Genomic DNA, 19,785 nt, shown 5'->3' on the forward strand with positions numbered 1-19,785 from the left:
AGCTTAGGAGTTTTCGAACCTAAGGATAGTCTTCGTTGAAAACGCCTCATCCACTTGTCGACATCAGGCGCCCTCGACCCGCGCTATTTGTTGCTCTGCTCTCCCTAGGCCTGCTCTCGCTGATTCTACTAGGCTGCGCCGAGAGCCCGAACGATAGGCGCTGCGGCGATGACTATCGACTCGTGTGGAGCAATCAAGCGCGGCTGTTTTCCCATGTCGAGACCCTCAGCAGCGACCAATTCACCGGCCGCAAGACAGGCACAGACGGCGCCGCCCTGGCCCGAGACTACATAATGAGCCAGATGCGACAGTCGGGTCTCACTCCCTGGCAGGGACATTTCAATCACGATTTTGAATATGACTATCAATTCGGTACTCGCCTGGGCACCAATGTCATCGGCATACTGCCCGCAAGCCGCCCGAGCGATCGCTGGCGAGTCGTAGCGGCCCATTATGATCACCTGGGCAAGCAAGGACACAAGCTCTATCACGGCGCAGACGATAACGCCTCGGGCATCGCCGCCCTCTTGGAGATCGCCGCCCATAGCATGAGCCGAGCAAGAGATACCAACCTGATGTTTATCGCTACCGATGCCGAAGAGCCCGGTCTATATGGCTCCAAGGCCTTCGTGGATGGCTTGCTGACGCCCGGTGCCCCACTCAAGGCCAGTCAGATTGAGTTAATGATTAACCTCGACATGATAGGCCGACCGGCGCGCAACGCCCGCATCTACCTAGAGGGGCGCCGTGGCTTCAGTCAGTTCCAGCAGATAAAGGCCCAACTGGAGCAGACGGTAGATCTTTGTATTCGCGCCAATCATCCCCCGGAAGCGGGCAAGACACTACAGAGGGTCGATTGGTTAAGAGCTTCAGATCATTATCCTTTTCATCAGGCAGGTATCCCCTGGCTCTACTTCGGCGTCCCGCCCCACAAGGATTATCACCAGCCCAGTGACGAGGCGAGCAAGATAGATGTTAATTTTCTGGCCGCTGTTACGGAAACCGCCTATAAACTATTAATAATTGACACTTATCTCTTGAATAACTAATACAAACCACAGGGATTTTTGTATTTTTGAAAAATATAACCCACTGTTAACTAAGTGGTTAAATTAACGACATCTGGGTTTACTGCGAAAATTATGCCAGGTGGTGGAAAGATATCTGGCTTACTGTTATAATAATCGGCTTACTGATTCGTTTTCGGTGCGGGAAGTCGACACGGGGTTGATTTTCTGTCTTTTACATCTTTTGGTGCAGTCTCTGCACTTTAGTTACACCACAAGGCTACAACCCATGTCATCCAGTGAAAAAACTTTCCGCGAACTCGGCCTGTCCGAGCCTTTGTTGCGTGCTCTCGACGAGCTAGGTTATGAAAATCCTACGCCGATCCAGGCCGCCAGTATCGACCCCCTGATGGAGGGTAAAGATATTCTTGGCCAGGCACAAACCGGTACGGGTAAAACCGGCGCCTTCGCCCTGCCCCTGCTCAACGCTATCGATCCTAGCCGCAACGTGCCACAGATCCTGGTGCTCGCACCGACTCGCGAACTGGCGGTACAGGTTGCCGAAGCCTTCGGTAGTTACTCCAAGTTTATGAAAGGCCTGCATGTACTGCCTATCTATGGCGGTCAGAGCATGCATCAGCAGCTTAACGCCCTACGCCGTGGTCCGCAGATTGTTGTGGGAACCCCAGGGCGCGTCATGGACCACATGCGTCGTGGCACCCTTAAGCTAGAAACACTCAATGCCCTGGTGCTCGATGAAGCAGATGAAATGCTCAAGATGGGCTTTATCGACGATATCGAGTGGATCCTGGAACACACACCACAGGAACGTCAACTGGCACTGTTCTCTGCCACCATGCCTGAGCAGATCAAACGCGTTGCCAACAAGTACCTGCAGACACCGGTACACATTAGCATCGCCGCCAGCCACACCACAGTTGAGTCTATCGAACAGCGTTTCGTGCAGGTTTCTCAGCACAACAAACTCGAGGCCCTGGTACGCGTACTGGAAGTGGAAAACACCGAAGGTATCATCATCTTCGTTCGTACCCGTAACTCCTGTGTCGAGCTGGCCGAGAAGCTGGAAGCCCGCGGTTATGCCTCATCGCCACTGCATGGCGACATGAACCAGCAGGCCCGTGAGCGCGCCGTTGACCAGCTCAAGCGTGGCAAGCTGGATATCCTTATCGCTACCGACGTTGCCGCCCGTGGTTTGGACGTTGAGCGTATCGGTCACGTGATTAACTTCGACATTCCATACGACACCGAAGCCTACGTACACCGTATCGGTCGTACTGGTCGCGCCGGTCGTACCGGTATGGCGATTCTGTTCGTTACCCACAGAGAGATGCGCATGCTGCGCACCATCGAGCGTGCAACCAAGAGTCGCATCTCACCGATGAACGTACCAAGCCCTGAGACGGTAGCCGAGCGTCGTCTGTCTCGTCTGGGTGAGCAGGTATCGAACACCATCAACAACGAGTCGCTGGACTTCATGCATGGCGCCGTTGCCCAGCTATGTCAGCAACTGGAAGTCGACACAGAAGTGCTAGCCGCCGCCCTGCTAAACATGGTGCAACAGGAGCGTCCTCTGCAGCTACCTCCAATCCAGGAGCGTCAACGCGATAACCGTGATGAGCGTAACTCACGCGATCGTGGCGAGCGTAACCCTCGTGGTCGTCGCGAATCGCGTCCGACCCCGACAAATCTGGGCAAGGCAGATACACTGAAGGATCATCCAGACGTTAAGATGTGCCGTTACGTACTCGACGTGGGACGTGACCATGGTGTGGGTGTAGGTAACATCGTGGGTGCAGTAGCCAACGAAGCCAACATCGACAGCCGTTACATTGGCCAGATCCAACTGTTCGATCAGATCACCTCGATCGACCTGCCCGATGGCATGCCAAAAGATGTGCTGCAACACCTGAAGAAGGTGCGCGTTTGTGGCAAACCGCTAAACATTCGTGAAGCGGGTACCGAGATGGCAAACGCTAGCGATGACAATCGTGCGCCACGCCGTCGCAAGCCAGCGGGTGAACGCAAGTCTCACCGCAAGGGCAACAGAGACAACGGCTAGCGTCAGGCGTTAGCCACTAAAAAAGGAGCCTATCGGCTCCTTTTTTGTTGCCTAAATAGCAGGCAGACGCCGACAGACTAGTTCGGCAATGGCTAAACTGGCGGTGAGGCCCGGCGATTCGATGCCAATAAGGTTAACCAAGCCTGCAACCCCATGCTCTGCCTCCCCCTGAATCAAGAAGTCAGCCACCTCACTATCGTCCGGTCCCTGCAATTTAGGACGGATACCGGCGTAGGCCGGCACCAAACGGTCGATATCTATGCCGGGATAATAACGGAATATCGCCTCCAAGAAACTCTGGCGCAGCGCATCGGGTACCTGGTAACTCTCCTGACTGCCGGGCGTCAAAAATTGGGTATCCGGGCCAAACTTAAGCAGGCCACCGAGATCTAAGGTGGCGTGTACGCCTAAGCCTTTCAGCCCGGGTTCGGGCACGGGATAGATGAGATGGGAAAACGGACTCTTGCCCTGATAGGCAAAGTAATGCCCCTTGCACCAATGCAGAGGTGGAATAAAGGATTTCGCCAGCCCCTCGATGCGAGCCGCTGTTTGAGTGGCATATAAACCGGCGCAGTTGATTAAGTAACTTGTGTCGATGCTCATCCGCTCCCCCAGCTGCTTCAGCTCGACCCTAAAGCCACTGCCACCGGCTTGGGCGGCGATAAATTCGCTATGGGGACAAAATATCGCGCCTTGTTCTTCCGCCTCCGCCAGCAGGCTCAGCATCAAACTATGGCTGTCGACTATGCCGGTAGAGGGTGAGAATAAGCCACCCGTCGCCGCCAGTGCAGGCTCAAACTCGGCCAGTTGACGCCGGCTGAGGGGGTAGAGATCTGTCACACCATTGGCCCAGCCTTGAGCAAGCAAGGCATCGAGCTGCGCCTGCTGCTCCGTCTGAGTCGCCACTATTACCTTGCCCAGGGGATTCACTGCGATACCTCGGCGATCACAATAGGCATATAACCTCTGCCTTCCCTCCACACACAGCCTCGCCTTGAGACTGCCGGTCGGATAGTAGATCCCCGCGTGGATCACCTCGCTATTTCGGCTACTGATACCTGTACCTATGGCCTCGGCGCGATCGATGAGCAGCACGCTTGCAAAACGCCGACTCAAGCTGGCAGCTACCGCCAGCCCTATGACTCCTGCGCCGATAACCACGGCATCGAACTTATCCATCACTCACTTCCTTAGCCTTCTTCACACCAATCTGATCAATGCGTCTAAACAGGCCGAATGACCAGCATGAGTAAAACATGTCTCAATATGGCCTAAAACTATCTGCGGCAGAATCAAGCAAGAAGTCGTCTTAGACCACCGTAAACATTAGCACTTTAGTACTATGGCACTCATTATTAGTTACTGATAGTAATAGTTATTAACATTTTACTAAAGGATATTGGCATGCAGCGAATCGTGAATAAGCTTTTGTTAGTAGCAGCTTTGCTCGCGATAGCCCCTCTTTGCAATGCAACTCAGTTGACCCCTTGTAAATCGGCAGAATGTGAGGCCTATTTTGATGCTTACACCATCTTGACTAAGCGCGGTCATTCCAGTGCCATGGCAACACTCGGTGAACTCTACTACTCAGGTTATGGCACGGAAAAAGACCTAGATAAGGCCTTTAAATGGTTTAGACGCGCCGCCAAATTTGGCCATACCACGGCACAATATAAAGCTGGGATCATGTACTTGCAAACGACTGCACACCAAGATATCGATAAAGGGATCGCTTTGTTAAAACGCAGCGCCAAGGCAACTTTCTCCCCCAGCGCGCTGGCATTAGGCAAGATCTACCTACAAAACAAATTGATCCCAACCGATCTCGCCGAAACAGACAGATGGCTCACTCTCGCTTATAAGCTTAACAACTTAGAGGCAATGAAATTTGCCAAGACCCTTCGAGAGTCGCCTGACACCACCACACTCCCCCTAACTAAGCTGTTTGCACTCGTCGATGCCGAAAAACCCGTCGCAAAAGACAGTAAATCTACGATGGAAGAGATGGAGGTGATACTGGTTGAGGCTCCTGACTATGCCGCCTACTTCGACGAAGAGATCGCACTACTTAATCAGAGTCGTCCCGACACGGCAAAAGGGACAGGTTCAAGCATTGCCGGACGAACCTGCTTAGATATCTGGGCCTGTAGCAGCGAGGGGGACAGTGAGCGCATTCGTGACCTTCAGTTATCGGACTGGGGTAACATCGCATTAGCCTTAAATTTTAGGTAATTTCATTTCAACGAGTGGTACTTCTAGCCTCCTCTGGCGAGAAGGGTTGAATTTTGTCAACACAATCAAGGAAAGAGATGATGAAAAAGACACTCAAATCACTCACGGTTGGACTGGGCCTATTAGCTGTTAGCGCTCAAGGTTATGCCGCTGGGCTCCCAGAGTGCGACACCGCAGAATGCCAGGAGTATTTCAAGGCCTATACCATTTTAACCAAACGAGGCCATTCGGACGCCATGGCAACGCTTGGTGAACTCTACTATGCAGGTTATGGCACAGAAAAAGATTTAGAACAGGCCTTCAAATGGTTTAGGCGCGCAGCTAAGTTTGGCAATACCACAGCCCAGTATAAGGCGGGGATCATGTATCTTCAAGATACAGAAGATCAAGATATAGACAAAGGCATCACACTGCTAAAACGCAGTAGCAAAATAGGCTTCTCTCCTAGCGCCTTCGTGCTAGGCAAGATCTATCTCGGTAACGAGCTGGTTAAACAAGACCTTGCCGAAGCCGATCACTGGCTCGCCAAGGCCTATGAGCTCAACAACCAAGAGGCGCAGAAATTTGCCAGACAGCTCAAGGCATCGACAAAGGGCCAGGCAATCGACATGCCGACACTCTACGCCCTAATTGATCGGCAAGCCAGCAATAAACCAGGCAGCACCGCACCTGTCGGTGAGATGGAAACCATCACGGTGACGGCGCCTGATTTTACCCAGTTCTTCAACGATGAGATAGCCCGTCTCAACAACACTCGTCCAGATACAGAAAAAGGCACAGGCTCCAACATTGCCGGTAGAACCTGTGCCGAAATGTGGGCATGTAGCTCAGAGGGAGACGGTGAGCGTGTTCGCGACTTCCTGCTATCCGACTGGGGGAAAGTGGCACTCAGTTTTCGATAACATAAGCCTCAACACCCCTACTTTAAGCCGATTGACGCTTAAAGTAGGGTTGATGCACATAAACCATCATAAATAGGAAATATAATGAAAAGGATGATCAAAGCACTCTCAATTGGCTTAAGCTTTTGGGCTATCACATCAAGCAGTTATGCCTCAGGGTTACCCGAGTGTGACTCGGCCGAATGTAAGGAGTATTTCAAGGCGTATACCATTTTGACCAAACGGGGTCACTCTGACGCCATGGCGACGCTTGGAGAGCTCTACTACGCAGGTTACGGCACCAAGAAGAACAACAAGAAGGCGCTAAAGTGGTTTAGACGCGCGGCCAAGTTTGGCAACACAACGGCGCAGTACAAAGCTGCCGTCATGTATCTGCAAGAGACCGACTATCAAGATGTCGATAAGGCTATCTCCCTATTGGAACGTAGTCTAAGAGTCGACTTTTCACCAAGTGCCCTAATACTGGGTAAGGTTTACCTTAGTGGTAATCTAATAAAACAGGATCTCACTGAAGCAGACAAATGGTTGTCTAAGGCATACGAGCTAAACAACGTCTCAGCTAAAGACTTTGCCAAGAAACTAAAAAATTCAGAACTGGCTAAGACTCTATCATTACCTAAGTTATATGCCATGATCGACGCCGATATGAATGCCAAACCAGGCAGTGATGCACCGGTTGGCGAAATGGAAACCATTACCGTAACTGCTCCCGACTATAACAGCTACTTCGACGACGAGATCGCCCGTCTCAACAACAGTCGTCCAGATACAGAGTCGGGCACAGGGTCTAACATTGCCGGACGCACCTGCGCCGAGATGTGGGCATGCAGTAGTGAGGGAGACAGCGAACGTATAAGAGATGTGATGTTGTCAGATTGGGGAAGAGAAACTCTTGCCTTTAGACTCGAATGACCCAACTACTTCCCAAGTCGTTAGAGCATAAAATGAAAAGAGGCGATTTCGCCTCTTTTTTCATGACAGATTTTACTTTATAGAGTGTCGAAATCGACCCGATAGGCCAGCGCATCACAACGCAAAAACTCGGCACAATCATTATTGAGCTTATGATCGACACACTCCATGACCACTATGCCGTTAGCCCCCCGCTTCTGTGCCTGATACTTAAGATTACCAATCAACAATGACTCGGTCGGCTTCGGCTGACTGTTACGAGTACCACAAAAGGATGATGAGACCTTTCCCAGAGACTCCGCCTTATAACGACCAATTTCGGCCATACTGTACTCTTCCACCTTATACGTCTTAAGTGCTTCCTCTGGTGCCGGAGAAATATTTGTCGTCATATTTAAATTACTACATCCCCCGAGCACAAGCAGGCCTATGAGTATAGTGGCGGTATTTTTCATAAATATTCATCCTTAAATAATTAACATTAATCGACTCGCTTAACCCCCAACTTAACCTCTAGCCTAAGCGCCTCGGCGCAGGCCTGGCAGATACAAACATCAGGGGCTATGGCCTTTGGTAATTGGGCCTTAGATAATTGGGCTTTAGGCGGAAACTCCTGATGATGACACCAACAGGTGTCGCTCTCCCGCTGAGCCGCCAAGGCACAATGATTAGGCTGATGACACAGAGGGCAGTGACTCGCATTCGCGTGCATAAAAACCATAGAAACTGAGAGTTAGCCATTAACGTTAACACTCTGTCTCGAACGGGACAATAGGAGGAGCATTGCAACTGGTCGCCAGAGCTAAAAGCCAGCGTTAATACTCTAATGAGTTGATGTTCAATTGCATTAATGTTCAATTGAATTGAGGTTTAATTGAATAGTGAGCCAATGGCTTGCTTCGCGACACACAAAAGCAACAACTGCCGCTCAGCCAGCTCCAATGGGTGTAAAATCCAATACCGACAAGGATCAGCCGTGGCAGTAAAAAGCCCCACCTATCGGGCGGGGCTAACCCTCTATCCTGACATGTAAAATGCGCTATTTACCGGGTCTGACCCCGAGTGTGTGACAGATGGCATAGGTCAGTTCGGCGCGGTTCAGGGTATAGAAGTGGAAGTCTTTCACCCCTTCGCGAGACAACACCTTAACCATATCGATGGCCACGTTGGCCCCTACCATCTGACGAGTCGACGGGTCGTCATCTAACCCCTCAAACTGCCTGTGTAGCCAGCTGGGAATAGACACATTGGTCATGCCGGCGAAACGTTTGAGCTGAGTAAAGTTAGTCACAGGCAGGATACCCGGAACTATCTCCACATCGATACCGGCGGCGACGCAGCGGTCTCTGAATCTCAGGTAAGATTCCACATCGAAGAAGAACTGGGTAATGGCGCGGTTGGCTCCGGCGTCTATCTTCTTCTTGAGGTTGATCAGATCCGCCTGGGCATTAGGCGCGTCAGGGTGTACCTCGGGATAGGCCGCCACCGAGATATCGAAATCGGCCACTGATTTCAGCAGGCGTACCAGGTCGTTGGCGAAACGGGTCGGCTTAGGGCTGCCCGCAGGCAGATCGCCACGCAGCGCAACGATATCGCGTATGCCCGAGTTCCAGTAGTGCTTCGCCAGCTCAACCAGCTCTTCATCGCTGGCATCGACCAGGGTCAGATGGGGCGCGGCCACAAGATCTGTCTCCTTCTGGATGCGCTCGATCACCCCGTGGGTACGATCGCGCACCCCCGAGTTGGCACCATAGGTTACCGAGACAAACTTGGGATTCAGCGGCTCTAGGCGTCTGATGGAGTTCCACAAGATGGTTTCCATCTCGGGGGTCGCCGGTGGGAAAAACTCGAATGACACATTGATATCACCATTAAGCTCAGACAAGCTTTGGTTCAATGAATTGGCGTGTTGTGCGTGATGAAAAGCCATCTTAATTCCCTCAGACCTAGAACAAGAAACATTTAGACGTTTGGACGTCTATATGTCCATATACTAGAGAAACTCAGAGTGATGTCAAGCCTAAAAATTGCCTCGTTAAGAAACAATTTGTTTATATGATAGACACTGAGTAGGGCGGCAGGCACAGAGACGCCTGTCTCACAGAATTAACCCGGCGAAACCCACTAATAAGAATAGAAAAAAAGAAGAGAGAAAGGCGTGAATAGCGGGTCGATGCGCGACATGCACATCGACCCATTAGATTACTCTTGCAGGAGATCCCGGCAGATCTGCGCCAGATCCGACTGCACCGCGGCAGCCGTCACCTCGCGCCCGGCGCCCGGACCACGTATGATCAGCGGATTGTCCTGATAGAAATCGCTGCGGATCACGAAGACATTATCGCCCGGCGTCAGATTGGCATAAGGGTGGCTCCTATCGACCCACTGGATCCCCACCTTGGCCTTGAGCTGGCCCTGGTCTGAATCCAATGACGCCACATACCTGAGCACCTTGTTCTGCTCGGCCGCCGCCTGATACTGCTGCAACATCTCACCGTCGAGTTCGGCCATGCGTTTGATGAAATCATCCAGCGGGATCTCAGCCAGCTTAGTCGGCACCAGAGACTCCAGCTCGATATCGTCCAGCTCTATGTCGTAACCTATCTCACGGGCCAAAATCAGCAACTTACGCTGCATGTCCCGACCGGAGAGATCGTCGCGGGGATCCGGCTCGGTAATGCCCAGCCCCTTAGCTTCCAGCACCAGCTCGGAGAAGGGTTTCTTGGCATCATAGTGCTCAAACAGCCAGCACAGGGTGCCAGAAAAAATACCGCCGACCGCCTCAATGCTATCGCCGCTGTTATGCAGATCGTTCAGCGCATGTTGCACCGGCAAGCCCGCACCACAGCTGGCGTTATAACGCCAAAACAGACGACGATTACCTAGTTGCTGTTTCAGCTCTTGATAGAAGGCCAGCGGCCCAGAACCCGCCAGCTTGTTGGCGCTGACGATATGGATGCCGCGGGCAAAGAATTCCGGGTACTGCAGGGTGAGATCGGCGCTGGCGCTGATATCCAGGGCGATCAACTCATCGCAATTTAGTGCCTGCAACTGCTCGAACAGATGGGAGTACTGCCAAGCCGTGCCCCGCTCGTCGAAGGCCTGTTGCCAGCTGCTTAAGTCAATATCTGTCTCGCTCAGCAGCGCCTTCTTCGAACTCAAGAGTCCCACCAACTCGACGCTGACCTCAAGCTCCTTATTGAGCACGGGGCGGGCACGCTTGAAGAGATCGATCCAGGCTTCGCCTATGTTGCCTATGCCTAGCAACAGGACACCGATACGCTTGCGCGGTCCGGCGCAGCGTCTGTGCACCTTCTGGGTCAACAGGTTTACCTGCGCCTTTGGCACCAAGGTCACCAGACTCAGGCCATCGTTGCACAGAGGATGCGCCTCACGGCTCAGCAGGCGCGAGAAGCCGCGACGATAGAGGCTGGCATCGGCGCTCACCAGGGCCACCAGGCCGAGATCGTCGCGCAGCTGTAACTCATCAATCCCCAGCTCGCTGCGCTTGGCCTCGAAGATGGCCTGAGCCTGCTTCTGATTTTCATGAGTAAAGGCCAGCTCGGCGCGGCCATGAGCCAGCGACCAGTAGGCCAGCGGCGTCAAACCTGCCTGGGCAAAACAGGCCAGCAGCTGCGGCAACTCGACCCCTATGGTCAGGCTAAACAGACTGACACTGGAAAGGCTAGTCACCACTGGGGCACTGGCCGAAGAGCTCTTAGGGGCGATCAGGGTAAAATCTGTATGGGGGGCGTAGCTTGAACGCACCGCCAGGCTGACTTCGGTATCGAATAGCGGCTGCAGAGTGCGGTTATGCAGCACAGGAGAGCCAAGGTGCGCTAGGCGGTTCGCCTCGGTGAGCGACATGCTCTTGAGCAACTTGGCATCGTTAATCCGGTTAGGGTCGGCGTTAAACACCCCCTCAACATCTGTCCAGATGGTGACACGTTCGATATCTGCAAGGCTCGCCAGCAAGGTGGCGCTGAAGTCTGAGCCGTTACGGCCGAGCAACAAGGTATCGCCCTGCTCATTGGCGCAGATAAAGCCGGTGATCACCAGACGCTCTTGAGGGTGGGCCTCAAGCAGGGCCTGTACCTTTTGGCGCGACTCGCCGATTCGGATCTGCGGCACGGCACCTTCGTCGGCCACCAACAGGGTTCGGGCATCCACATCAAGCGCCGCCACGCCAGACTCACGCAGCAACGCCGCCAGCAGACGTGAAGACCAGCGCTCGCCGAAACTCACCACCTGGTTACGTTGATAATCGTTAAGTTCATCGAGTGATAACAGGCTGCTAAGCTGCGACTTGTCGGTGGCCAGGCGCTCTCTCAGGCTACGGGCCTGCTCGTTGGAGAGCAGTTGCTCGATCAGATTCTGCTGGTAACTCACCAGCACCTGTAACTCTTCCTGCCACAGCTGATCTGTGTCGCACAGCTCCAGCAAACGATATAGGAAATTGGTACTCTTGCCCGCGGCCGACACCACGATAAGATCATCGCTGTGGCCATGGGTCAGTAAAATGTGGGCGACGCGGCGGTAACAATCTGCATCCGCTAAACTAGAACCACCAAACTTATGCAAATGACATCGTGTCATTATCTGCTCCTCAAACCCTTTAACTACTTACCGCGATAGCCGCTTCTAAACCCGCAAGAATATCTGCCACCAGATCCTCGCCATCTTCAATGCCCACTGACAAACGGATCAGGGTATCTTTAACGCCCGCCTCGCGGCGCGCCTCTGGGTCCATGGCTCTATGGGTCATGGTCGCGGGCACCGCCACCAGACTCTCTACGCCTCCCAGACTCTCGGCTACCGAGAAGTATTGTAACGCATCTAAAAAGGCAACGAGTGCCGATTCGCCACCTTTTAGCTCAAAACTCAGCATAGCGCCGAAGCCCTTCTGCTGTCTGGCCGCAATTTCATGGCCAGGATGCTCGGCAAGCCCCGGATAATACACTTTTTCCACCGCCTTGTGGTCACAAAGCAGTGCCAATACCTTCTGAGCGTTGGCTTGGTGTTCACGAATGCGCACCGCCAGGGTTCTCAGCCCCCTCAGAGTCAGGTAACTGTCGAAGGCCGACCCGGTGAGACCTAGGGTGTTCGACCACCAGTGCAGTAGCTCACCCACCTCAGGGTCTTTCGCCACCACGGCGCCGCCCACCACATCGCTATGGCCATTGATATATTTAGTGGTCGAGTGCACCACAATGTCGGCCCCCAGCAGCAGTGGCTGTTGTAAAACGGGAGAGAGGAAGGTGTTGTCCACCACCACCTGAGCGTCCACCTTGTGGCTCGCCTGGGCGATGGCCTGAATATCCACCACTCTCAGCAGCGGGTTAGAGGGGGTCTCCAGCCACACCATCTTAGGAGACTGGGTCAGTGCCTGCTCAAGCGCACGCTCGTCGGTTTGATCCACCACCAGGAGCCTAAAGGCACCCTTCTTGGCCAAATTGGTGAAGAGTCGATAGCTGCCGCCATAGCAATCGTGAGGCACCACCAGTAGATCCTCCGGCCCTAGCAGGCTGGTCACTAGGGTGATGGCCGCCATGCCGGTGCAGGTCACCACGCCAGTCGCCCCCTGCTCCAGTTCGGCAATCGCCTCCCCCAGAATAGAACGGGTCGGGTTGCCGGAACGGCTGTAATCGAAATCCCGCGGCTGCTGATGCCCTTCAAACGAGTAGTTTGTCGACAGATAGATAGGCGGCACCACGGCACCGTGCTGAGTGTCTGACTCTATGCCTCGTCGTACGGCGGCGGTGGCTAGTTTACGCGCTGTCATCTTCAACTCCTCAATATGGATCTGGGCAGGCATCTTAGACTAAAGAGATGTCTGGACGTCTAAATGTACCTAAGCCGGTAGTGAGCGTCAACAACTTTTAGACGTTTAGACGTCCAAACATTTAGAAATCTATTTGCATTTACCAAAAATTCGAGGCAATAATTTGACTGTAATTTGTAAGGGTTTAAAATCTGCACCGAATTTTAGAATTTACAGGTGAGTCAATGACTGAGTGGAATGGCGATTATATCAGCCCCTATGCTGAACATGGTAAGAAGAATGAGCAGGTAAAGAAGATCACTGTCTCTATTCCTCTAAAGGTGCTTAAGGTGTTAACCGATGAGCGCACTCGGCGCCAGGTCAACAACTTGCGTCACGCCACCAATAGCGAACTGCTATGCGAGGCTTTCCTGCACGCCTACACTGGCCAGCCACTTCCCCAAGACGATGACCTGTCTAAAGACAAACCCGATAGCATCCCAGCCGAAGTCAAACGCCTGATGACAGAGATGGGCATAGAGTGGGAAGAGATGGAATAGTCCACTCATACACGAATCGACAGAGGGATCGCTTAGCGATCCCTCTTTAGTTTTCAACTTTTATCTGGAACACCCCAGTGCCTGCACTTCCACTCGATCCCCATATTCTGGCGCTTGCCTCACTGATAGTCTTCGTCGGCGCCCTCACCCAGAGCCTAATCGGCTTTGGTATGGCGGTAGTTGCCGCGCCCCTGCTCTATCTTATCGAGCCGTCACTGGTGCCGGCCCCCGTGATCCTGATGGGCTTCTCTATCGCTATGCTGACCCTGCTGCGCGAGCGTGGCGCCCTGGAATTCAACGGCCTACAGTATGCCTTGCTGGGACGCATCCCCGGCGGCTTCATCGGTGCAGGCCTGCTATTGGTCGCGCCTCAAGCCGTGCTGGGAATGACCATCGCCATCATCGTGGCCATCGCCGTACTGCTCAGCCTGCTGCGGCTCAACCTGGTGGTTAACCGTCGCAGCCTGTTTATCGCCGGGGTGATCTCCGGCATCTTCGGCAACATCGCCGCCATCGGCGGACCGCCGCTGGCCATACTGCTCTCGGGCAAAGATGCTAAGCAGTTTCGCGCGGCCCTATCGGCCTTCTTCATCTTCAGCTCTACTATCGCTATAGTGATTCTGGGACTCACAGGTCTGCTGACCCTGCATCACTTCTACTGCTCGGCGCTGCTGCTTCCCTCAGTGCTGCTCGGTTACCTGGTGGCCAATCGCCTGGTGGGGCGCATAGACAAGAACAAGACCCGCCTCATGACCCTGGTGCTCTGTAGTCTGAGCGCCATCCTGCTGGCCGCCAAGTCCTCAAGCGCCCTGCTGTAACTCCTCTAGGATAAAGAGAAGGCCGACATTACAGCCGGCCTTCTTGTTTCAGCTAAAAAACCTATCCCTAGAAATGATAGGAGGTCTGAATCACCCCGCCCACGGCGTCATCTGTGCCCACCAGACCGGTGAGATCCAGATTAAAGGAGCGGCCTATGGTAAAGCCTGTGCCCAGGGTATAGAGGTTGCTGCTGGTATCTTTCATATCGTGGCGATAGCCGACACGCAATGCCAGCCAATCGGTCGCCCGCATCTCGCCGCCCAGACGCCAGTATTGAGTTTCACCTATCTCATCGAAACGTTTATGACTATTGAGATCCACATCTGTGGTCAGGCTGAAATTGTCCCAGTCATAGGCAACACCTAAGGTATATAAGGCCTCGACCCGATAGGTAAACTGACGTCCCAAAGCCTCCACGGTATCAACTTTCTGACTCACCAGATTGCGGCCAGACAAGCCCAGAGTCATACCATCCATGGGCTGAATGGCAACGCCAATATCCAAGTTTGCCACGGTATCATCGTTGCGATACTTACTGTCATCAAAATCATCGGCATCGAAGTTGTTGGCACTCACCACATAGTTATAGGTATCGATACGCTGCAGCTTGGGGGAAATACCGACGGCCACCGGCATGTTCACAATCGACAGCGGGAAGCTCAAGGCGACCCCGATCTCTGAAATAGCCCCGGCAACCACGGCTCCTTGAGAGTCGAGATCCGTCACCTGGGGCGGGTTGTTGGGATCCAAATCGGTCAGGGTATCGATATCACTCTCCTCGATCACCGCCACACTCACCGCATCGATATAGGTCTTATAAAAAATAGACATGGGCATACGCTTGGTTGGCAAGACAACAGAAAACCCCAGGCCCACGCTGGCATAGGCATTTTCACCATCGAGGGATCTAAGATCGGCAACCAGCATGTCGCGATAATTGGTAATGCCCGCCACATCACTGGCATTGATGGCCGCCTCTAGGCCGTCATAGGAGTCCTGCAGGGCATCGAACTTGTCGGTCAGGTTATCGACATCTGCCACCTCGGCACCGAGCACGGGCAACATCACCGCGCCGCCGGAATACTTGGGCGCATGAATGGCTAATAAGGCGGGGTTGATAAAGGCGGCACCTTCACGGTTAGAGGCTGCCACCCCGGTTCCGCCCATGGCATCACTGCGAGCCTCGTTGTAGAGAGAAGCGGCAGACGCCAGAGAGGCACTACCAGACAATAACACCGCGATGACCAAGCTAAGGTATTTCATCTTATTCACCCTGTTCATTATTTTTGTTCTCGCTCAGGAAGCTACCCGAGTCGTCTTTAAAGATAGACTAAGACGACAAAAAAGTGCTCTCCAAACCCGAGGTTTAAACACTTTTTTTCAAATTATTTAGTCGCCCCTACCCACACATATAAATCCTGTCGATTCGGTAGGCGCCCCTCCCCCCTAATTCGGCGCCTATGCAATACAAACACAGCCAAGAATACCCATTTAGAGATAACTTAAGTAATAAAGTGTGATCTAACTAGGTACTTTTATAGCGATTACAGGAACACCGCACGCCAATCGCAAGAACATGAAATTATTAAATTTCAACATATTACAAAACATTCATTAGATTTATATCCATGATATTTTTATCAATTAGATTTTTTTCATGAAAGTGATCAACATCAAGTTTACAACTACTCCCTTTTGGTAAATTTTCCAACAAGAAACAAGCATTTTGTTTCAGGTTAATAAATCGCTCAGAGTAGCGATTAAGGAAAATGATGATGAAAAACGTTGCCAAAATAGCTACATGCTTACTCCTCGCCCTCACAGTTGGCGGACAAGCCTACGCCGTCGACGGTGGTAACCCTAAGAAAGGGAAACACCTGTATAAAAAAGAATGCAAAGCCTGCCACAGCAAGGGCGATGCCGCCGGTGAACTGACCCCTATGAGCAAGACCATGAGCCAATGGGATCGTTACTTCAAACGTGACATGCATAAAGTAAAGCCGGAAGTCTTCGAGAAGCTCTCTGAAAAGGATCGTTTAGACATCCAACAGTTCCTCTATGACCATGCGGCCGACTCAGATCAGCCACAGACATGCGGTTAACCACGGACTTGTTATCGGTGCGCTCGTCAACAACCCCAACGAGCGCATAAGGAGAGATTCACATGCGTACTCTACTATCCATACTCATCGCAAATGCACTCGCCATCTCTGGCTCAGCCTATGCCGCCGATAGTGATGCACAAAAACTAGCCGAGCTTAAACAACAGCTTGCCGATCTCACCGAAGAGATTGAAGACATCAACAGTCGTGTTGACAAAAACGAACGTCATAGCGCGCTCGATAGAATTCAACTCACTGGCGATTTCCGTACCAAGGCCCATTCATTGCACTATCAAAATGTCACCTGGAACCCTGCAATCAAGGTAGACTTCAATGATTTTGGTGCAAAAGCCATGTCTGGTGCCTTTGGTATGCCCAACGATCCCAACTCCCCCTTGGGACAGATGATGCAGGCCAACCCGGATCTGGCCGCCGCCTTCCAGAGTGGTATGCTGCAAGGCGTGATGCCCTACGTCTTGGCGCCCAAGACCACTCAGGACATCAACAACGACATCTTCTACACCACTCGCCTGAGACTAAACCTCAAGGCCAAGGTATGGGATAACGTCAACTTCGCCGGTCGTCTCAGTATGTATAAAAACTGGGGAGACTCTACCGGCGTGCAGGTGTTCGATTCCTGGCGTTCATTCACCATGGATGGCACCAACAGTGGTAACACCAGCGGTGACTGGCTCCGCGTAGAACGCGCCTACTTCGACTGGAAAAACATTGGTGGTTCAAAAACCTACCTATCTATCGGCCGCCGTCCTTCAACCTATGGCCCACCAACCCAATACCGTGAAAATGAGATGCGTGGCGGCACGCCATCGGGCCATCTGGTTAACTTCAACTTCGATGGTCTGACACTGGGCTACAAACTGGGCGAGATCACTGGTATCGACGGTCAAGTGGTGCGTTTCTGTTATGGCCAGGGCTTCGAGTCACAGTGGGGCAACGGTGAGATGTTTGGCGATATCGTCACCAAAGACACCCACCTGGGCGGCTTTAACATAGATGCCATCAACGACGGCAACCACTTCCTGCAAATCACCCTGTTTGGCGCCAAAGATATCAACGACGGCTTCAAGGGCACCATGGCCTTCCCGACACAACTGGCCGGCATCTTCGCACCGACCATGTACCAAGACATGCAGAAGTTCAGCAACTTCAACTTCCAGACCCGAGTACAGCCTAGCGGCGTGATCGGCGACATGTACCTAGGTGGCATAGGCTACGCCTACGAGAGCGATGAAGACTTCAAGGCCTTCGCCTCATTCGGCTGGACCCGCGCCGAAGGCAACGGTAACGCCGGTATGTTTGGTGGCATGCTCAGTGATGCGGTCTTCGAGGCACAACTCAACGCCGACGGCAGCGAGATCATCATGATGCCTAGCGCCGCCGACGAAGCCGACACCAAAGATGGTTACGGTATCTATGTGGGTATTCAGGTTCCCGCGCCATACGGCAAGTTCGGTCTGGAATACAACTATGGTTCCAAGTACTGGACCCCATTTACTCAGGCCCAGGACGACCCTATCGGCAGCAAGCTGGCCACACGCGGTCATGTCGCCGAAGCCTACTATATGTTTGATATCAACCCTAGGATGTTTATCAAGCTCGCCGGTCTCTATTACGACTACGAATATACCGGCAGTGGCACTCCAGTGGGCGCACCGCAAAAAGTGGATGACGTGATCAATGGTTCAGCTTTCTCCATGTTGCCTGTGGTCGATACCGCTTATGACCTCAACGCCTCACTCGTCGTCAACTTCTAATTAAAATATCTCCCCCGGCTGCGGCCGGGGGTAGGGAATGCACCATGAAATACTCACTTTCTCTCACGGCGATGTTTGCCGCCGGAGTTCTCGGCCTGGCCAGCCTCAATGCCGTCGCCGATAACCCCCATAAGGAAGCCATTCAAGGCCCCTTCACTCAAGGCTCTCAGGTGACCGAGCAGTGTATCGAATGCCATGAAGATCACGCCAAAGACTTCATGAAATCGTCTCACTGGACCTGGGAACTGGAGCAGAAGCTCCCCGGCCGCACGGTAAAACGCGGTAAGAAAAACGCCATCAACAACTTCTGTACCTCAATCGCGGGTAACGAGCCCAGATGTACCAGTTGTCACGCCGGCTACGGCTGGAAAGACAACAGCTTCGACTTTAGCGACATGACCAAGGTCGACTGTCTGGTTTGTCACGACACCACAGGTACCTATATCAAGGATCCCGCCGGCGCCGGCGAGGCCCTGGCCAAGGTCAACCTGGAACGCGTGGCACAAAATGTTGGTATGCCGGTACGTGACAACTGCGGTACCTGCCACTTCTATGGTGGCGGCGGCGACGCGGTCAAGCACGGGGATCTCGACTCCTCTATGGCCTACCCCGACAAGGCGACCGACGTACACATGGATACCGACGGCAATGACTTCCAGTGCCAGACCTGTCACACCACAGAGCAGCACCAGATCACGGGGAATGCCATGGGCGTATCGCCAGGCGGCGACAACGATATTGGCTGTGAAAACTGCCACGATAGCGCACCACACGCCAACAAGCGTCTCAATACCCACACCGCCAGCGTCGCCTGTCAGACCTGTCATATTCCTTTCTTCGCCCGCAACGAACCCACTAAGATGAGCTGGGATTGGTCAACCGCCGGGAGCGATCAGGAGGAGACCGTCGACGAGTATGGCAAGCACACCTTTATGAAGAAGAAAGGCAGCTTCGTCTGGGGCAAGATGGTTAAGCCGGAATACGCCTGGTACAACGGCAAGGCCGATGCCTACATGGTGGGCGACAAGATGGATCCGACTAAGGTCACGAAGCTCACCACGCCACTAGGTGATATCGCTGACAAGACTGCCAAGATCTACCCATTCAAGGTACATCGCGGCAAGCAGATCTACGACAAGAAGCAGAACATCTTCGTGACCGCCAAGGTCTATGGCAAGGGTGGTTACTGGAAAGAGTTCGACTGGGATAAGGCCGCCAAGCTCGGCATGGAGGCTAACCAGGCACTGGCCCAGCAAGGCATTAAGTACAGTGGCGAGCATGGTTTTGCCGAAACCGAGATGTGGTGGCGTATCAACCACATGGTTTCACCAAAAGATCAGGCGCTCAAATGTAACGACTGCCACAACAAGGGCACACGTTTAGACTGGCAAGCCTTAGGCTACGACGGCGATCCAATGAAGAACAAGAAAGGCCCTAAACACGCTAAATAGTTTTCCCATCGTCATCTCCCTGCAGCAAAGAGGTCTGGTTCGCCAGACCTCTTTTTTTAGCCCTCACCTTAATTTCACCTTATCCATAGAGAATAAGATCTCCTAATCCACTTCAACGCAAGTAGAACCCTTACTCAATCACGGGTAACTAAAATGGAACCAAGTATTAGATGGGTTAGTTTAT

The 19,785-nt window shown here is 52.9% G+C and carries 17 protein-coding genes; 10 read left to right on the top strand and 7 right to left on the bottom strand.

Going from position 1 to position 19,785, the window contains the following annotated elements; translation table 11 throughout:
• Positions 1–35 precede the first annotated feature (35 nt).
• Positions 36–1,049 carry a M28 family peptidase gene (locus tag L1D43_RS14570; protein WP_239852672.1) on the top strand — a complete coding sequence of 338 codons (1,014 nt, stop codon included), beginning with the start codon at positions 36–38 and terminating at the stop codon, positions 1,047–1,049.
• Between the two features lie 247 nt (positions 1,050–1,296).
• On the top strand, positions 1,297–3,087 hold the full coding sequence (locus L1D43_RS14575) for a DEAD/DEAH box helicase (protein ID WP_239852673.1): 1,791 nt from the start codon (positions 1,297–1,299) through the stop codon (positions 3,085–3,087).
• Positions 3,088–3,138: 51 nt separating this feature from the next.
• Here the strand turns inward: L1D43_RS14575 and L1D43_RS14580 are convergent, their stop codons facing one another.
• The gene (locus L1D43_RS14580) at positions 3,139–4,266 is read right to left on the bottom strand and encodes an NAD(P)/FAD-dependent oxidoreductase (protein WP_239852674.1); all 1,128 of its coding nucleotides are present in this window, start codon (positions 4,264–4,266) and stop codon (positions 3,139–3,141) included.
• A gap of 300 nt (positions 4,267–4,566) precedes the next feature.
• Between L1D43_RS14580 and L1D43_RS14585 the strand changes: the two genes are divergently transcribed.
• The 3 genes from L1D43_RS14585 (at position 4,567) to L1D43_RS14595 (ending at position 7,133) form a co-directional block, all read left to right on the top strand.
• Positions 4,567–5,319, top strand: a complete 753-nt coding sequence (locus L1D43_RS14585) for a tetratricopeptide repeat protein (protein WP_239852675.1) — start codon at positions 4,567–4,569, stop codon at positions 5,317–5,319.
• An 80-nt stretch (positions 5,320–5,399) separates the two neighbouring features.
• Positions 5,400–6,221, top strand: coding sequence for a tetratricopeptide repeat protein (locus L1D43_RS14590; protein ID WP_239852676.1), 822 nt, complete (start codon positions 5,400–5,402; stop codon positions 6,219–6,221).
• An 84-nt stretch (positions 6,222–6,305) separates the two neighbouring features.
• Positions 6,306–7,133, top strand: coding sequence for a tetratricopeptide repeat protein (locus tag L1D43_RS14595; RefSeq protein ID WP_239852677.1), 828 nt, complete (start codon positions 6,306–6,308; stop codon positions 7,131–7,133).
• Positions 7,134–7,210: 77 nt separating this feature from the next.
• On the opposite strand, the gene L1D43_RS14600 is transcribed toward L1D43_RS14595, so the two are convergent.
• The 5 genes from L1D43_RS14600 to metB form a co-directional block, all read right to left on the bottom strand.
• Entirely contained in the window at positions 7,211–7,525 is a 315-nt protein-coding gene (locus tag L1D43_RS14600) for a hypothetical protein (RefSeq protein WP_239852678.1), read from the bottom strand.
• Between the two features lie 89 nt (positions 7,526–7,614).
• The gene (locus L1D43_RS14605) at positions 7,615–7,854 is read right to left on the bottom strand and encodes a cysteine-rich CWC family protein (RefSeq protein ID WP_345773709.1); all 240 of its coding nucleotides are present in this window, start codon (positions 7,852–7,854) and stop codon (positions 7,615–7,617) included.
• Between the two features lie 318 nt (positions 7,855–8,172).
• Positions 8,173–9,063 (bottom strand): methylenetetrahydrofolate reductase, encoded by an 891-nt coding sequence (metF, locus tag L1D43_RS14610; protein WP_041508328.1) that lies wholly within the window; start codon positions 9,061–9,063, stop codon positions 8,173–8,175.
• 272 nt (positions 9,064–9,335) lie between these two features.
• On the bottom strand, positions 9,336–11,729 hold the full coding sequence (locus L1D43_RS14615; RefSeq protein ID WP_239852681.1) for a bifunctional aspartate kinase/homoserine dehydrogenase II: 2,394 nt from the start codon (positions 11,727–11,729) through the stop codon (positions 9,336–9,338).
• A gap of 19 nt (positions 11,730–11,748) precedes the next feature.
• On the bottom strand, positions 11,749–12,915 hold the full coding sequence (gene metB / locus L1D43_RS14620; protein ID WP_239852682.1) for a cystathionine gamma-synthase: 1,167 nt from the start codon (positions 12,913–12,915) through the stop codon (positions 11,749–11,751).
• Positions 12,916–13,139: 224 nt separating this feature from the next.
• Here metB and metJ point away from each other — a divergent pair, with 224 nt between their 5' ends.
• Together metJ and L1D43_RS14630 are read left to right on the top strand one after the other, a co-directional pair.
• Positions 13,140–13,454: a met regulon transcriptional regulator MetJ gene (gene metJ, locus L1D43_RS14625; protein ID WP_011864325.1), complete on the top strand. Its 315-nt coding sequence runs from the start codon at positions 13,140–13,142 to the stop codon at positions 13,452–13,454.
• A gap of 77 nt (positions 13,455–13,531) precedes the next feature.
• Positions 13,532–14,272 (top strand): sulfite exporter TauE/SafE family protein, encoded by a 741-nt coding sequence (locus tag L1D43_RS14630; protein ID WP_239852683.1) that lies wholly within the window; start codon positions 13,532–13,534, stop codon positions 14,270–14,272.
• Between the two features lie 67 nt (positions 14,273–14,339).
• On the opposite strand, the gene L1D43_RS14635 is transcribed toward L1D43_RS14630, so the two are convergent.
• A complete protein-coding gene (locus L1D43_RS14635) occupies positions 14,340–15,536 on the bottom strand; it encodes a conjugal transfer protein TraF (protein WP_239852684.1) in 1,197 nt (398 codons plus the stop codon).
• Positions 15,537–16,045: 509 nt separating this feature from the next.
• On the opposite strand from L1D43_RS14635, the gene L1D43_RS14640 reads away from it, so the two are divergent.
• The 3 genes from L1D43_RS14640 (at position 16,046) to L1D43_RS14650 (ending at position 19,601) form a co-directional block, all read left to right on the top strand.
• The gene (locus L1D43_RS14640) at positions 16,046–16,375 is read left to right on the top strand and encodes a cytochrome c (protein ID WP_239852685.1); all 330 of its coding nucleotides are present in this window, start codon (positions 16,046–16,048) and stop codon (positions 16,373–16,375) included.
• Between the two features lie 62 nt (positions 16,376–16,437).
• Entirely contained in the window at positions 16,438–18,150 is a 1,713-nt protein-coding gene (locus tag L1D43_RS14645; RefSeq protein ID WP_041508323.1) for a DUF3373 domain-containing protein, read from the top strand.
• 44 nt (positions 18,151–18,194) lie between these two features.
• Entirely contained in the window at positions 18,195–19,601 is a 1,407-nt protein-coding gene (locus L1D43_RS14650; protein ID WP_239852686.1) for a tetrathionate reductase family octaheme c-type cytochrome, read from the top strand.
• The last annotated feature ends 184 nt before the right edge of the window (positions 19,602–19,785 follow it).

The sequence above is a fragment of the Shewanella sp. Isolate8 genome (assembly GCF_022398495.1).
GTDB classification, from domain to species: Bacteria; Pseudomonadota; Gammaproteobacteria; order Enterobacterales; family Shewanellaceae; genus Shewanella; species Shewanella aquimarina.

Coding starts and splice junctions, on each gene's coding strand:
- metB (WP_239852682.1), bottom strand. CDS start 12,915: ATGACAGCGCGTAAACTAGCCACCGCCGCCGTACGACGAGGCATAGAG.
- L1D43_RS14645 (WP_041508323.1), top strand. CDS start 16,438: ATGCGTACTCTACTATCCATACTCATCGCAAATGCACTCGCCATCTCT.
- L1D43_RS14575 (WP_239852673.1), top strand. CDS start 1,297: ATGTCATCCAGTGAAAAAACTTTCCGCGAACTCGGCCTGTCCGAGCCT.
- L1D43_RS14580 (WP_239852674.1), bottom strand. CDS start 4,266: ATGGATAAGTTCGATGCCGTGGTTATCGGCGCAGGAGTCATAGGGCTG.
- L1D43_RS14590 (WP_239852676.1), top strand. CDS start 5,400: ATGAAAAAGACACTCAAATCACTCACGGTTGGACTGGGCCTATTAGCT.
- L1D43_RS14635 (WP_239852684.1), bottom strand. CDS start 15,536: ATGAAATACCTTAGCTTGGTCATCGCGGTGTTATTGTCTGGTAGTGCC.
- L1D43_RS14640 (WP_239852685.1), top strand. CDS start 16,046: ATGATGAAAAACGTTGCCAAAATAGCTACATGCTTACTCCTCGCCCTC.
- L1D43_RS14615 (WP_239852681.1), bottom strand. CDS start 11,729: ATGACACGATGTCATTTGCATAAGTTTGGTGGTTCTAGTTTAGCGGAT.
- L1D43_RS14650 (WP_239852686.1), top strand. CDS start 18,195: ATGAAATACTCACTTTCTCTCACGGCGATGTTTGCCGCCGGAGTTCTC.
- metJ (WP_011864325.1), top strand. CDS start 13,140: ATGACTGAGTGGAATGGCGATTATATCAGCCCCTATGCTGAACATGGT.
- L1D43_RS14605 (WP_345773709.1), bottom strand. CDS start 7,854: ATGGTTTTTATGCACGCGAATGCGAGTCACTGCCCTCTGTGTCATCAG.
- L1D43_RS14595 (WP_239852677.1), top strand. CDS start 6,306: ATGAAAAGGATGATCAAAGCACTCTCAATTGGCTTAAGCTTTTGGGCT.
- L1D43_RS14600 (WP_239852678.1), bottom strand. CDS start 7,525: ATGACGACAAATATTTCTCCGGCACCAGAGGAAGCACTTAAGACGTAT.
- metF (WP_041508328.1), bottom strand. CDS start 9,063: ATGGCTTTTCATCACGCACAACACGCCAATTCATTGAACCAAAGCTTG.